This is a genomic window from Paenibacillus sp. Y660 (assembly GCF_057221575.1).
This window is the reverse complement of sequence record NZ_JBXBBJ010000052.1, coordinates 1-14,844: the sequence shown is the minus strand read 5'-3', so window position 1 is coordinate 14,844 and position 14,844 is coordinate 1. Positions and strand designations below refer to the sequence as shown.

The following is a 14,844-nucleotide window of genomic DNA, read 5'->3' as shown; positions in this document are numbered from 1 at the left end:
ACTGTAACCACTGCTCTTTCGATTCTTTACGTGGATTGCGTTTAATAATAAAGTCGGTTTCTTGATCAATAAGGAGATTGACGTTATCTGCTGCGTCATTACCGCCGTCTAGGCGAGCCAGCAGTGGCAGATCCGTGATGCGCCTTGCATAGCGAATGCTCCTATCGATTAAATCATCGGCATCCTTCTGGCCATGTGTTTTGCCTTCACGTAGTTCTACGTTCACGCCATAACCTTCCTGGCCGAGGTAGGCGAAGAACGGAGCATAACCATCAAAGCCTTTGTACGTACGAGAAATCCCTTCTTTCTTCGTACCTGAATGGTCAAAGGGCGAAACATCCATATCCAATGGCATGTAAGATCGTTCCTCTTCATGGCTGCAGGTCACCTTGACCGGCGTTAAAGGAGCGTTGGCTCGTTTTAGTAAATCCGCGGATTCTTCGAGCAGAATCCGTTGCCATTCTCTCGAAGGCGCAGCTTGATCAAACCGTTGACGCAGGGTCGGACTGGAAGTTAGCTTGCGAATGCCTAGAGCGCGAGCGAAAAACTCATCTTTTCGAAAGGGTTCGATATGATCAAAGTCGCTTTTACCTTGGCAGAGCAGTCCCAAGTAAGCACGAACATTATCGGAATGGGAGATGTCAGGCACTCTAGCCTCACCAGCTTTAGACAAATTAAGACGTTTATTTAAATGCGTACCGGCAAGCAGTTGACCGATAAGAATGAGCCCGGCACGCGAAGTAAGATAATCATTGGAAGATTCCAGTGTAAATTTAGCCGAGTTCACCTCATAGGTGTATTTTGAAAACAGCAACAAACGAGCTGTTATCTCTATTTTACTCCATAATACTCTTTCAATCTATGAAAATCAGATATTTATATCACGGATTCAGGTATTATAGAATAAGTATATAGATTATTAATTCATTCTGCGGAAGGAGCATCACAATGTCATTAACCGAAATCGATCGTCTCCAAGCGCTTCTGCCGCATTGGGTTGAATCAAGTCGACAGCAATGCAGTTATGGGAAAGTTGCCTCTTACATTCCTGAGCTGTCCAAATCACCAATAGGCGCATTAGGCATTCATATTATCGATGCAAAAGGACATTCCATTTCAGCTGGAGATGCAGAGATATCTTTTACCATGCAAAGTATTTCCAAAGTATTCACGCTCATTCTAGCGCTTATGGACAATGGCGAAGACGCTGTCTTTGACAAAGTGGGCATGGAGCCGACTGGCGACAATTTTAACTCTATGCTAAAGCTAGAGCTTGTGCAGCCAGGCATTCCTTTTAATCCGCTTATCAATGCCGGCGCAATTGCCATCTCTTCATTAATTGGAGGTGCCAGCTCTACCGAAAAATCCATTCGTGTACTCGATTTCCTTCGCCTTCTTTCTAATAATGACTCGCTGAGCTATGACCTGGACGTCTACCGCTCTGAATCCGATACGGCTAACCTCAATCGTTCCATGGCTTATTTTCTAAAAGACAACGGAGTGCTCGAGGGTTCTGTAGAGGATGTGCTCGACGTTTATTTCCGCCATTGCTCCGTAAGCGTCACCTGCGCCGATTTGGCTCAAATGGCATTGGTGCTTGCGCATAACGGCAAAAATCCGCTAACCGGAGAACAGCTTATCCCCCGCCGCTATGTGCAAATCGCCAAAACATTTATGATTACTTGCGGCATGTATAACGCCTCCGGCGAGTTTGCCATTCAAGTAGGCTTGCCCGCTAAAAGCGGCGTATCCGGCGGTATTTTAACGCTAGTGCCTGGTCGTTTCGGCATCGGTTTAGTTGGTCCGTCCCTGAATCGCAAAGGAAACAGCATCGCTGGGGTTGCTCTGCTTGAATCGTTGTCCCATGAGTTTGATTGGAGCTTATTCTGACATCCCTTTCCTTAAAAAAATAAGGAGGACGTCCTTAGGGGGCGTCCTCCTTGTTCGATGCTTTCGTTAGGGCTGCGGATTGATCAGCTTAACGTTCTTGTTCAAAATAAAAAACTGCTCCGCCTTCTCGCGGTGCTCATCCGTAATTTGCCCGCTAATCGCCTTATAGGCAACCCAGACAGCTGTCGCATCGTCAACAAAACCAGCTACCGGCAAAAAATCAGGAATCAAATCAATCGGCAAAATCCAATAGGCAAGTGCACCAATTGCCGTAACCTTAGTTCCAATCGGCGTCTTCGGATCAGCCGAGCAATAATAAAGCGTAACGACTTCCTTAGCGAAAGGAACCTTTGCGGCATGCCGCTTCACCTTCGCCCAGAAGCCCTCCTCCACATACTTCGTTTGCTTCTCGTAGTCGCCGATTTTTCCGACCCACTGATTGATATCAACTTCATCTGGCGCTTTGTCTTTATTTAAATGCAAGGATGCCTCTAACTCCTTATGGGAAACTTCGTAGGGAACGGCTTCTTCAATCAGCTTTTTGCCGCAAGAGGAGCAATCTGCTGCCATGAGCAATGACGAATCGATATCGTTGTTGTGTCCACAGCTTGCGCACTGGGCAATAGTCATACTTCCCACCTCCTTGTTTATATCTACTAATACTCCAACTACTTATAAATAGTTGCAATATTAAGCCGCTGATGAACGTTTATTCGACCAGCAACCCATTATTCATCTGGCCATTGACGAGCGAGCTATAGAAGCCCTTCTGCTCCAATAGCTTCGCATGGGACCCTTTCTCAATGATCGCGCCATCCTGCAGCACTACAATTTGATCCGCTTGCTGAATGGTATTCAGCCGATGGGCAATAACGAAGCTGGTCCTGCCATGCATAAGCCGCTGCAGCGCTTCCTGAATTTTAATTTCAGTGACGGTATCGATGCTGCTGGTAGCCTCGTCCAGCACAAGTATGGAAGGATTGGCAAGTATAGCTCTTGCAATTGCAAGCAATTGCTTCTGTCCTTGGCTGATACCGCTGCCGTCCGGCTTGAGAATAGCGTTGTAACCATCCTTAAGGCGCTTGATAAAAGAATGCGCATTCGCAAGCCTCGCCGCCTGCTCTACCTCTGCATCGGTCGCGTCAAGCTTGCCATAACGAATATTATCGCGGATTGTCCCCTCGAAAAGAAAGGGATCCTGCATTACGAATGCCATATGCGAGCGTAAATTTTCACGTTTAAGCTCCCGGCTGTCATGCCCGTCGATCAAGATGCTGCCTGAGCTTGGATCATAGAAGCGGCACAGCAGCTGAATAAGCGTCGTCTTGCCCGCTCCCGTCGGACCAACCAGCGCAATCGTCTCTCCGGGAGACACACTGAAGGTTACATCGTTAATCGTAGCCGTGCGTCCCTCATATGCGAACGTAACATGATCGAATATGACTGTGCCTTTGACTTCAGCCAGCTCGCTAGCAGCGCCTTCATCCTTGCGCTCCTCTTCCTCGCCAAGCACGTCGAACACCCGCTCCGCGCCGGCAACCGCCGATAGCAGCGTATTCCACTGATTTGCAAGGTCATTAAGCGGCCGCGTAAACTGCCTTGAATACTCTGCGAAAATAACGATGACACCGACCGTAATGGCATCATTCAGCACAAAGATCGCGCCGATCCCGGCAATAATAGCAAAGCTTAAATTGTTAAGCGCGTTCATCAGCTTCGGAATAAACCCCGATATTGTCTGCGCCCAGAAGCCTGACACGCGAATGCGCTCATTGCGCTCTTTGAACGCGGCAATAACCGTCTGCTCCTGAGAAAAGGCCTTCACGATACGCTGTCCGGACAACGTCTCTTCTATATATCCATTCAGATCGCCAAGATTGCGCTGCTGAGCCTTGAATAGCCGTCCCGTTTGCTTCGTAATCCATTTCATGCCAAGGAGCATGAGCGGTACAACGAGAAAGGAAAGCAAAGTTAAAAGCGGACTGAGCGACAGCATGACGCTAACGGTACCAATGAGCAGAAGCACGCTTGAAAACACTTGAATGACCGAGCTATTTAGAGATGAGCTTACATTTTCAATGTCGTTCGTTACACGGCTCATGAGTTCCCCATGCTGACGCTTGCTGAAATAAGGAATCGGCAGCCGGTGCAAATGCTCAAACAATTGAACCCGCATTAGATATACCGTTTTCTGCGAAATCGTGATCATCCAAATGCTTTGCAGCCACATTGTAACGGAATGAAGCGCATAGACAACAGCCATCCCGATCAGAAAGACTACAAAACCGCTGTCCCTATTTATCAAAAAATGATCAATCGCCGTTCCTGCCAAATAAGGGCCAAGAAGCGAAAAAGCTGAGCTTAGCATAACCATGACAATGACAGCAGCTAACCTGCCTTTGTAAGCAATTAGATAGCTCCACATTTGCTTCAGCGTTTGTGAGGTGTTTTTGGCTCTAGGCTTACGTTTGCCTTTGCCCCCTGCTGTCTGTCCTTCTACTGCCGCCTCGGCAGCAGCTTCGGGTCTGCGATACTGGAAAGGTTCCTTTAATGAACTAAGCACGGGATACACCTTCCTTCCCGAACTGTGATTCGTAAATTTTTTGATATAGGATTGATTCCCTAGTCAGCTGTTCATGCTTGCCCTGCGCTAGCAATTGACCATCGTCCAGCAAGAGGATGGAGTCAGCCGATGCGGTGGAGCTTATTTTTTGCGTGACGAGGAAGGTCGTACATTTCATTTGTTTCAGCGCCTGAAGCAGCTTGGCTTCCGTCTGCACATCCAAGGCGCTCGTGCTGTCATCAAGCAGCAAGATAACAGGCTTCCTTACGAGAGCTCTCGCAATAGTGAGGCGCTGCTTCTGTCCGCCTGATAGATTAACGCCTTTTTGCCCAACGATGGTCTCATACTGCTCCGGCAGCTTCATAATCGTGTCATGAATTTGCGCCAGCTTGGCAGCCTCCATAATTTCTTCGAGCGTAGCATCCACTTTGCCCCAGCGGATATTCTCCTCCACGGTGCCGGTAAACAGCATGATTTCTTGAGGAACATATCCAATTTGCTTGCGCAGCTGGCCCAGCTTCAGCATCCGATTATCTATCCCATCTACGCGAATCTCGCCCGCTTGTACATCATATAGCCGCGGAATAAGCTGAATAAGCGAGGACTTTCCAGAGCCTGTCGCTCCCATGATCGCAATCGTCTCGCCTGGCTTTGCCTGGAAAGATATTTGTTGCAATACGAGCTCGTCAGAATCGGGATATTGAAACGAAACCTTCTCAAAAGAAACGCTGCCGCTATGAAGCTTTGCCTTTTCATCGCTGTCCGTAGAGTCTGTCAAGTCGATATCAGTCAAAATAACCTCTTCAATTCTTTGCGCAGAAGCGCGCGCCCTTGAGAAGTTGACTACAATCATGGACATAATCGACATGGCTCCAATCGTTCTGGTCGCATAGTTGACGATGGCAATTACTTCACCTACGGTTGCTCCGTTTGTATCCAGCTCGATTCGGCCGAACCAAAGCACCGCCATAACGCTCGCGTTCAAGACAAGCAAGACAATTGGCATTGTAGCCTCCGTCAAGCGCAGCGCCGCAACAGTGCGGTCCATCAACTGCTCGCTCGAGCGGGCAAAACGCCCTGACTCATGCCGCATACGGACAAACACACGAATGATTCGCATCCCGATCAAATTTTGCTGCATGACGCCATTCACTTGATCCAGCTGCTGCTGTACAGAACGAAATAATCGCTCTCCCTTCTTAAGCACCCAGAGTAGAAATATCGCTAGAAATGGAATTGCTATAGCAAGCCAAATCGCCAGGCTCGGCTGTACGATAAACGCCATCACGATGCTTCCGATTACGAGCAGCGGAGCGCGGAGCATAATGCGCAGTCCCATAAACACTGTATTTTGCAGCTGTGTGACGTCGTTAGTTAGTCTTGTAATAAGCGAGGATTCCGGGAAACGATTAAAATTGGCAAATGAGAACGATTGCACTTTGTCATAAAGCCGCTCTCTCAAATCAAATCCAAAGCTTTGGCTGACATGAGAGGCGTAAAAGGAGCTGAGAATGCCTGCTGCAAAAGCTGCGATCGAGCAGCCAATTAAGAAGCCGCCCCACTGAAGCACTACGGTTAAATTGTCTTTCCCGATTCCATCGTCGATCATTTTGGAAATAATATACGGCTGCAGCAGCTCTACCATCAGCTCGGTCAGCATGAGAAGTAGAGCGACATAGGCGGTAAAACGGTATTTTTTGAGAAAGGCGAACATGGTCAGCATCTTTGTTCCTCCGAGTAAAAAAGGCTTAATCTAGCTATTATACTCATTATATCTTCTTGAAACAGAAATTGGCATACACAACCTAACCATACAGATAGAAAAGAGGAAATTCGAAATCGAAGATATTGCGAGGACAAGCGCGCTTGTAAATAACAGCTAAGCTGCATTAAACGCCGCGCGCATCCTCATAAAACACCCGGAACATGATGTCATGATTGTAATTGCCGAACCCTTTGCCATATATGGTCAAGCCCCCAACGTGCACAGCATCCTCCCTTACGCCAATGCGAAAAGTCCAGAAGTTGCGGTCAAGCCCAATCTCTCCGATTCCGATGGTTGACATATGCTGACCGTCGATCAGCGTGCCATCCTCTTGAATGCGAATGACCTTCAGCAGCCCGTATTGGTTGACGCGATCTCCCCACCAAGCTGGCGAGAACCGTCCCCGCACCTCGCCATAGTCGCCAGGGCTCGTCCACATGCCGATATCCATCCCATTCAGTGAAAAGTTAATATCTGACGGCCAGTTCTCATTTACGCCAGGCGCTTCCGAGCCGAGCTCAAGCGTAATTTCCAGCGCTACGGGACGCTGCCCCGAGAGCAAATAGTTAGGGACCTTGTACTCGACGTAGCCTTTTCCTAACCATAAAATACCGGCGTTCATTCGTTCCGGCTCCAAGAAGAAGCGCGGATCATCAAACTGCCCGATCAGCTTGTCTACTGTGGCGATGCCGCAGGTCGGAAACACTTCAAACTGTGTAAAATGGCCCACTGGCACGCTGACATCATGCACCTTCTTCACATCCTGTGCCGGATGCGGCAGCTCGATTGCAATGGAACGCTCCGCAAGCGAGCAAATCTTGTGCGTCCCTCCGTCCTTGCGAACCATCTTCGTCTGCACGATACCCGCTTTTTCGAGCTTGCGTATATGCATGGTTACAATGGCGCTGCTTAGACCGACCGACTCCGCCAGCTCCTTCACATTCATCATGTTCGTAGCCAGCTGATTAATAATGGATAGCCTGACTGGGCTAGCCAAAGCTTCATATAACGGCAGCCAAGCCTCATCCGTATTGGCATGTATCATCGGTATCCCCCCTATCTCTATTCTATAATAAATGAAGGGCATCCCAAAAGCCGCAAATGCGGCTTCGTGATACCCTGATTGCTTCACCTATAGCTTAATCCACGATCATTGATGCTTTGTTAGCCACGCTCATTACTTCATCATTAAGTTAATGTAATCATTAATTAGTAAGTTAATCGTTAATCTGCACACTCATTAACATTTAACTATAAGCGATAGATTAATTCAAGTATTAATTTTGCGACAACGAATTAACTATATCATTAATTCATTTGCAATGGATGTGAATAGTACTTTTTTAAGCCGTATAGGATTGAATTCAGCAGAAAAAATAGTTCAAATATCCTAATAAACTTCATTTGTTCCTTGAGTTAGTCCTCTTTATAGACTACTATGGAACTATAAGGTAATTCCAATGTTTCAACCATACGGCAGGAGTTGAGATCATGAGCAGTCCTACACGCTCACTAGAAGATGCGGCCGACCATATAATTGACACCCTGAAGCACTATCTTCAAGTAGATACATTAATCGTTATGACCATGGATGATACGGGTAGCAGAATCATTCGAGCATTCGGCAGTCATGAAAATTCCATTCAAGACAATCCCCTGCTTCCATTGCTAAAATGCTATAGCAGCCTCGTATTGAGGCAATCCGCACACACTCTTTGTATTCCTAACATCCTAGACGATCAGCGTACTGCCTCTCTTCCGAATGCCGAGCAGCTTGGCGCACACTCATTTGTTGGCGTTCCTGTAAAAACAGCTGATCAGCAGTTGTTTGGTGCCATTTGCGCCATACATAGCAAGCCGATTCTGTTTGATGAACGGCAGCTCGGCTTCCTTGAATCTATGGCCGTTTTTTTGGGTTACATTCTGGATTTAGAAAATGCGAGTGTTACAGATAGCCTGACTGGTTTATATAATCGTAGATATTTGTCCCATATGTATCACAGCGACTCGGACAAGCAGTTTAGCGTGATATTCATTGACATCGATGACTTCAAGGAGGTCAACGATTCTTTTGGCCACGACTTTGGCGACCTGCTTCTGCTCCAAATTGCCGTTAGGCTTCAGCAAGGCGTACGAAAAACCGATACCCTGGTCAGGTATGGCGGAGATGAGTTCTTAATTTGCTTTCAGCATTTGGTTGATAACCATGATATTGATAGGGTCGCCGGAGAAATTAATGAATCGATCAAAAAGCCATTCTCCATCAACGGGAAGACCATTCATATTTCCGCAAGCATCGGCATTAGCCAAACTCATGGCACAGGCAACAGCCTAAAAGATCTGATAAGAGATGCTGACCAAGCGATGTACGGCATTAAGCAAAATGAAAAAAACCTTTGAAAAAGCCTGTCCCAACTCGGAAATAACACTCCAAGCGGCGGCCCTTCAAGGGTTCTTTAACGTTTCAGCGCGAGTTCAAAATGCATTTCGCAAATCGTTCCCTCATTCGGCTTGCTTCTGAAATGGATTTTGCCATTCATCGCTTTAACCAAGCTTATTACGACCATTAATCCAAGCCCTGTACCGCTCTCCTTCGTTGTAAAATACGGATTGCCCAGCCTTTTCACCTGCTTGCTGCTCATCCCAATTCCCGTATCTCGTATGAGAATTTGGACTTCCCCCTGCTCCAGCCGAGTATGTACCGATAATACGCCACCGCTAGACATCGATTCGATCGCATTTTTCATAACATTAAGCAAGCATTGTTGAAATTTCTTCGGCTCGCCCATAATATACATCGGTTCAACCCTCATGTGATGGATTTCTACTGAAATGTTAGAAAGGACTGAAAACGGCTGAAGCCATTGAACGATTCCGTCTACTTCTTCTTTTACATTAAGCAGCTTCGGCTCCTCTAAATTCGGTTTGGAGAAATTCAAATAATCGGTAATGATGCTATTCGCATGGTCAATTCCCTCAAAAGCATAGGTGCGGTAACGCTCGAACGCTTCTTTGCTCAGATCCTCCTTACTCATCAATTGCAAAAAACCTCTTGTCGTTGTCAGCGGGTTGCGTATTTCATGAGAAATGGATGCGGCCATCTGGCCGATTAATTGATACTTTTCTGATAAAATGAGCTCGCTCTGTAATCTCTCTTGGTGCTTGACATAGAAATAGATATAGCTCGTGAGCTGAGAGGAAACTAGCGTTATGAGGACGATTGTAATGGTCATTTGAAAAGGGAATATCTTGCCTTGCATCCATAGGGCAGATAGATATATACCTAAATGAACCGCGACGAGTACTGCCGACAATAAGGACATTCGGCGCAGTGAGGCGTCTTCAAGGCGATCGTGCAGAATCAAGCCAAGCGCTAAAAGTATGGAGCATGCCAAAATGGTGGGAAGCCAGTCGGTACCTACAATAAAGATGCCGCAAAAGACGAATGCTACCCATGTCGCAACGCCAGGAATGACCCCCTCAAACAGAGCTGCCAGCGCTATCGAGAGAGGAGTAAGATGCAACGCGTAGACAACGGGGTTTTGCTGCTCTAGTCCGAGATAGATAAAGCTCAAAACGATAAGAATGATTACGAAAAACAGATTGCGCCGTTTGCTTTGAAACAAAAACTTAGGCGAAACGACGAGGAATAGCAAGCAAGCCGCAATAATATAAAGTAATCCATGGATGACGGGTAAAAGTAAGATTTGGATCAAGCTGAAGTTCCTTCCTTACTGAAATTGAAGTTTTTTTGTCAAAATGTGACTTTATTCTACAAGTATTCGACATCATTCTGCATTTACCTTTGCTAATTGCTTTTTAGAATCATTTTTTTATTGTTGTCATAACCTTGGCCACTCCTTCATACACATGGTATGAATCGTATTTTCCGAATGCGGAGGGATGACGAATGAATCAGGATGAGATTCGCGCGCTGGAGCGATCCATCGATGAAATAACGGAAATCGCGCAAGGCTTTGGGCTCGACTTTTACCAAATGAGATACGAGATTTGCCCTGCGGATATCATTTATACGTTTGGTGCGTACGGTATGCCGACCCGCTTCAGTCATTGGAGCTTTGGCAAAACCTTTAACAAGATGAAGATGCAGTACGATTTTGGACTAAGCAAAATTTATGAGCTCGTCATCAACTCCAACCCCTGCTATGCTTTCCTTCTTGATGGCAATTCCTTGATCCAAAATAAGCTTATCGTCGCCCATGTACTGGCACATTGCGATTTTTTCAAAAATAATGCCCGCTTCGGTGTGACCAACCGCAACATGGTGGAGAGCATGTCTGCTACTGCCGAGCGCATTCATCAATATGAAATGGACTACGGCACGGATGCCGTTGAGAAATTTATTGATGCTATTCTCGCTATTCAAGAGCATGTCGACCCTACGCTCATTAAACCTTATCAATTAGATAAGAAACGCTACATTGAAATGGTTCAAAAAGACAGTGAGCGCTCCGAATGGAATATCCCTGCTTCGCAGTATGACGATCTTTGGAATCTTGATCCCGATCGTACGGCTGCCGCTGCATCCGCTGCTCAATCGCAAGCTGCTGACGCCAAACGATTCCCGCCACGCCCTGAGAAAGATGTCGTGTGGTTTATTGAGGAATACTCGCCAACTCTACAGGATTGGCAGCGGGATATCCTTTCTATGCTGCGCGATGAGATGCTCTACTTCTGGCCGCAAATTGAGACAAAGATCATGAATGAGGGCTGGGCTTCCTATTGGCATCAGCGAATCATTCGTGAGCTTGATCTCACTAGCGACGAAACGATTGAGTTCGCCAAGCTCAACTCCTCCGTCGTTCAGCCGTCTCGGCATAGCTTGAATCCTTACTATTTGGGACTTAAGATATTTGAGGATATCGAAAAGCGTTTCGATAACCCTACCAAAGAAGAACAGGCACGCTTTGGACGTGTGCCCGGAAAAGGCAGAGAAAAAATGTTCGAGGTTCGCGAGTTGGATTCGGACATCTCCTTCCTCCGCAACTACCTGACTAAGGATTTGGTCAATGATCTGGATCTGTACATTTTCGAGAAAAAAGGGCCCGAGTGGAAAATTACGGATAAGTCTTGGGAGAATATCCGTGATCAGCTTGTTTATTCTAAAGTCAACGGCGGGTTTCCTAGCCTGATGGTTAAGGATGGGGATTTTAATCGTGTGGGTGAGCTCTATCTCATACACGAATATGAGGGCATGGAACTAGATCTCAAATATGTGGAACGAACCCTGCCTCATGTTGTTCAGCTTTGGGGGAAAAACGTTCATCTCGAAACATTCGTCGAGGATAAAAAGATCGTATTTAGCTGTGATGGGAAGAAGACTAGTCGGAAGTTCGTTTAGACATTGCTATTTTCACTTTCATCTTTATATTATCTGTTTTCAATAAAAAGATAATTTTAAAAAGCTCGACCTTCTAAAGGTCGGGCTTTTCCTGGTAGGGGTCGAAGGGGGTCGCTTCCCCTTAAATACAGAATATTTTCTAAGTACATTCTCACTACAAAGAGTCCTTTTCTGCAAGACTAAAAACACTCATAAGTAATGAAGAAATAGAACTGCTATCGAATACAAAATGCTCCACATAGTTCGTTGAACTAACGTTTCCCGTCCCTCGGTTTTAAGGGTTTATCTCACATATACTCACTCATTCGCAGGATTTCGTCATCTTGGATCAAGTCCATCTCAGGAAGCAACGCAGTTGCTGCCGGTTGAGGTGGTGGGCTGGGCATGCGGAAATAGAGGAATACTCAGGAAATATTCCCCAGGCTAACTCTACTGCACGCATACTCCACATGATCCCTGGAGGTTCACCCTCCCAAATCTCAACGGGTCACTGCCCTTACATTCCTTCGTTATACCTGTCCAAGGTGTGGAGACCGATAGCGTTTAGCGGATGGGTCTGAGCCCTTATGGGTAACGAACTCGGTCCTCCGTGTTTTCTTTTTGAAATCCTGCGAATGAGTCAATATACGTGATTACTTCTAAACTTAAGCTGCTTCTGCCCATGCAACGACGGTTTTCTCTGGCGTGAACGTTTCTCCTCGTTGAACAATACCAACTAGAATTCGTGCCAGCTTTCCTATTAACTTAAATATGGATTGCTGCTTTTTCATCTTCTTTTCTTGCACATTATGCTCATGCAGATGGCGGAACACGGGGTTATTCCAAACGAGTTGAACCGTCGCGAGATAGAGGTATTTTCGCAAGGCGGAGTCTCCTCGTTTCGAAAGAACAATTCGTCCTTTTCGCTTTCCTGACGTACTTTCAGCCAAATTTAGGCCAGCTTTCCGTAATACCTGACGTCCATGCGCATACTGTCTTAAATCTCCTGTGCCTGCTAGTATGGCCGCGGTGAAGATCTTCCCGAGACCTTTTATGGTGCGAAGCTGCTGCGCCATAGGAATCTCAGAAAGCAGAGCTTCGATGTCCTCTTCAATCTGTTCAAGCATGGTGGTAACTCGTTCATATTCTTGAATGAGCCGTATTAAATCTGCCTTCGATTCTTCTAATGCGGTTCGATCTCCGACACTGCGTTTAGCGTGAGCGATGAGCTGTGCAGCCTTCTCAATCCCCATAGAACCCCCAGCGCGCTGCATATGGACTCGCCAAGCATTGATGATGTCCTGTACAGTATACGTCTCCAAATCTCGTGGGCAAGGGAATGTCTTGAGAGTCGCCAATGATCGCTTACAGGTCCAATCTTTGAATACGGATGGATACTCAGGAAAGCGAATGTCCAACCAGCGTATGATTCGATTCTGCAGGCGTACACTGTTCGACACCCAGAATTCGCGATCACTCATTATGGTCCGTAAGCGTTGAAACACAAGCGATTGACGCGTGTACTCATAGTAAAAGCCTCGACTTACTGAATCTGCGATGACAAGTGCATCTTTGGGGTCGTTCTTTGATGGACTGTTATCTCGATTTTCTTTATTACGCTTCGTCGTAGCAGGGTTAACCATAACCACGTGTAATCCCTTATCTGATAACCAGTTTGCCAGGTTAAACCAGTAATGACCGGTTGGCTCCATGCCGATGATGAGCCTCTTTAATCGATGTTTCTGCTGTAATTCAGTTATCCAGCGGCTTAATTTTTCAAAACCTTCGATAGAATTCGAAAACGAGAGATGTCGTTTTGAAATGACGATTCCTCGGAAATTTGTGGACTGTGCCACGTGAGTTTCTTTGGCCATGTCGATCCCTACGACGAGATGCGAGGTGGTAATTCGTTCAATCCGTTGATTTTGTGCGTCTGATTGCTTAAACTTCATAGTAAGAGCGCCTCCTTGATGTGTTGTCGACAAACCCATCATACCGAGGCGCTCCTTTTTTGACAAAGGCTATTTCTTAGCCTCAACAGGAATGTTCCTATTTATCTTAGGGTGAAATCCTGCGAATTCATGAGTCTGAGTGAGGAAATTGAATCATTTCGAGTGAGCAGAGCGAACAACTCCCCTTCGACGATTCAAAATTGTGTAATTCGGGGCATTAATGGGAACGACTAACAACTAAACTAAAAAATATGTGAGGGTTCTAATTTTGATAAAAAATACTCTTGTTGCATGTGTACTGCTCTTTAGCCTTACAACTGCTGTTTTTTCAGCGCCACAGAATGAAGATGTTGCTCCTATTGTTGAAGCAGATACTGACTTTTGTGAAACAATTAAATATGCTTTAATAAACAGCCTTCGTCCCACCATTGACAAAGCCATTGAAGAACTATATACAAAACAGCCCACATGGGCAGCATGGGACACCGAAATTACGAAAGTGAAGCAATTGTACGGTATCGGTGGTGCGTACGAAATCACTTTAAGAATCAATACTTATTATGGACCACACATTTCTTACGGAATTGATGAAGTGAAAGTAGAAGTGGGCGGTGGAAACCCCAAATTACTGAGTTTCAAGCATATCAAGGACCTATAAAGGTTTCGTTAATCTGCTCGTTAGTTAATGAAGCACCGTCAGTCTAAAACTTTATATTTCTAGTCTACAACTTTATTTTCACAGTTTATCAAGAGCTGATTTCAAAAAAATCAATAAATTAAGCTATTCGAACATATTGGTCATGAATAATATGTCAAATACCTTATTTTCTTAATACTTATTCAACTAACGCTTTCGTTCGTTAGCGTAATCTTTTGTAAACTGCCGTTAGTTCAGTATCGATTCAGTTCTGACACATCAAACAATAGTTTTCTTGAAGTAATAATGCTTACTCCCGATTGGAGCTTCTTCAAATACTGCAACTTGGTTGTAACCATTCTTTAAATAAAACTCAGGTGCTTGAAAACTGAAGGTATTTAGCTTAATAAACGTACAGCTTTTTTCTTTAGCGATATTCTCAATAAGATATAACAGGCGGGTACCGTAACCCATCCCTCGAAGAGATTTTTCTATCCAAAGAATATCAACCTCTACCCAATTCCAACAGAGAGTGTGCAATCGCCGCGTGATCCTATATTAATCGAGTTTATTTAGGATGTGTCTGAAAACTAAAGAATTTTGTGATATGATTTGAGAAAAACGATTGGAGCATCAATCATGATTCAAAGACGGTATGAACTAAGCGATGAACAATGGGAACAAATTAAGGATATG

The 14,844-nt window shown here is 45.6% G+C and carries 11 protein-coding genes and 1 pseudogene; 4 read left to right on the top strand and 8 right to left on the bottom strand.

Features of this window, described 5'->3' with window-relative positions:
- Positions 1 to 817: IS1380 family transposase (locus AC2TDN_RS25920; protein ID WP_484690659.1), on the bottom strand; the 817-nt coding region annotated here is incomplete at its 3' end.
- A gap of 131 nt (positions 818 to 948) precedes the next feature.
- On the opposite strand from AC2TDN_RS25920, the gene glsA reads away from it, so the two are divergent.
- Positions 949 to 1,890: a glutaminase A gene (gene glsA / locus AC2TDN_RS25915; RefSeq protein ID WP_484690658.1), complete on the top strand. Its 942-nt coding sequence runs from the start codon at positions 949 to 951 to the stop codon at positions 1,888 to 1,890.
- A gap of 66 nt (positions 1,891 to 1,956) precedes the next feature.
- Here glsA and AC2TDN_RS25910 read toward each other — a convergent pair whose 3' ends face one another.
- The 4 genes from AC2TDN_RS25910 to AC2TDN_RS25895 form a co-directional block, all read right to left on the bottom strand.
- A complete protein-coding gene (locus AC2TDN_RS25910) occupies positions 1,957 to 2,520 on the bottom strand; it encodes a YkvA family protein (protein WP_482069655.1) in 564 nt (187 codons plus the stop codon).
- A gap of 79 nt (positions 2,521 to 2,599) precedes the next feature.
- Positions 2,600 to 4,453 carry an ABC transporter ATP-binding protein gene (locus AC2TDN_RS25905; protein WP_484690656.1) on the bottom strand — a complete coding sequence of 618 codons (1,854 nt, stop codon included), beginning with the start codon at positions 4,451 to 4,453 and terminating at the stop codon, positions 2,600 to 2,602.
- The gene (locus AC2TDN_RS25900) at positions 4,446 to 6,176 is read right to left on the bottom strand and encodes an ABC transporter ATP-binding protein (RefSeq protein WP_484690655.1); all 1,731 of its coding nucleotides are present in this window, start codon (positions 6,174 to 6,176) and stop codon (positions 4,446 to 4,448) included. Before AC2TDN_RS25900 ends, AC2TDN_RS25905 begins: the two co-directional genes overlap by 8 nt.
- A 166-nt stretch (positions 6,177 to 6,342) precedes the next feature.
- Positions 6,343 to 7,263 carry an ArsR/SmtB family transcription factor gene (locus tag AC2TDN_RS25895; RefSeq protein ID WP_484690654.1) on the bottom strand — a complete coding sequence of 307 codons (921 nt, stop codon included), beginning with the start codon at positions 7,261 to 7,263 and terminating at the stop codon, positions 6,343 to 6,345.
- 446 nt (positions 7,264 to 7,709) lie between these two features.
- On the opposite strand from AC2TDN_RS25895, the gene AC2TDN_RS25890 reads away from it, so the two are divergent.
- A complete protein-coding gene (locus tag AC2TDN_RS25890) occupies positions 7,710 to 8,618 on the top strand; it encodes a sensor domain-containing diguanylate cyclase (protein ID WP_482069651.1) in 909 nt (302 codons plus the stop codon).
- Positions 8,619 to 8,674: 56 nt separating this feature from the next.
- On the opposite strand, the gene AC2TDN_RS25885 is transcribed toward AC2TDN_RS25890, so the two are convergent.
- Entirely contained in the window at positions 8,675 to 9,934 is a 1,260-nt protein-coding gene (locus tag AC2TDN_RS25885) for an ATP-binding protein (protein WP_484690653.1), read from the bottom strand.
- Between the two features lie 194 nt (positions 9,935 to 10,128).
- Between AC2TDN_RS25885 and AC2TDN_RS25880 the strand changes: the two genes are divergently transcribed.
- Entirely contained in the window at positions 10,129 to 11,580 is a 1,452-nt protein-coding gene (locus AC2TDN_RS25880) for a SpoVR family protein (RefSeq protein WP_484690652.1), read from the top strand.
- A gap of 644 nt (positions 11,581 to 12,224) precedes the next feature.
- Here AC2TDN_RS25880 and AC2TDN_RS25875 read toward each other — a convergent pair.
- Entirely contained in the window at positions 12,225 to 13,511 is a 1,287-nt protein-coding gene (locus tag AC2TDN_RS25875) for an IS110 family RNA-guided transposase (protein WP_482069648.1), read from the bottom strand.
- Positions 13,512 to 13,779: 268 nt separating this feature from the next.
- On the opposite strand from AC2TDN_RS25875, the gene AC2TDN_RS25870 reads away from it, so the two are divergent.
- Positions 13,780 to 14,169 carry a DUF3888 domain-containing protein gene (locus AC2TDN_RS25870; RefSeq protein ID WP_482069647.1) on the top strand — a complete coding sequence of 130 codons (390 nt, stop codon included), beginning with the start codon at positions 13,780 to 13,782 and terminating at the stop codon, positions 14,167 to 14,169.
- 258 nt (positions 14,170 to 14,427) lie between these two features.
- Here the strand turns inward: AC2TDN_RS25870 and AC2TDN_RS25865 are convergent.
- A pseudogene (locus AC2TDN_RS25865) lies at positions 14,428 to 14,688 on the bottom strand (GNAT family N-acetyltransferase); the annotation flags it as partial.
- Positions 14,689 to 14,844: the final 156 nt, after the last annotated feature.

Bases quoted from the DNA above. Each gene is read 5' to 3' on its own strand.
- AC2TDN_RS25895 (WP_484690654.1), bottom strand. From the start codon at position 7,263: ATGATACATGCCAATACGGATGAGGCTTGGCTGCCGTTATATGAAGCT.
- AC2TDN_RS25910 (WP_482069655.1), bottom strand. From the start codon at position 2,520: ATGACTATTGCCCAGTGCGCAAGCTGTGGACACAACAACGATATCGAT.
- glsA (WP_484690658.1), top strand. From the start codon at position 949: ATGTCATTAACCGAAATCGATCGTCTCCAAGCGCTTCTGCCGCATTGG.
- AC2TDN_RS25890 (WP_482069651.1), top strand. From the start codon at position 7,710: ATGAGCAGTCCTACACGCTCACTAGAAGATGCGGCCGACCATATAATT.
- AC2TDN_RS25900 (WP_484690655.1), bottom strand. From the start codon at position 6,176: ATGCTGACCATGTTCGCCTTTCTCAAAAAATACCGTTTTACCGCCTAT.
- AC2TDN_RS25880 (WP_484690652.1), top strand. From the start codon at position 10,129: ATGAATCAGGATGAGATTCGCGCGCTGGAGCGATCCATCGATGAAATA.
- AC2TDN_RS25875 (WP_482069648.1), bottom strand. From the start codon at position 13,511: ATGAAGTTTAAGCAATCAGACGCACAAAATCAACGGATTGAACGAATT.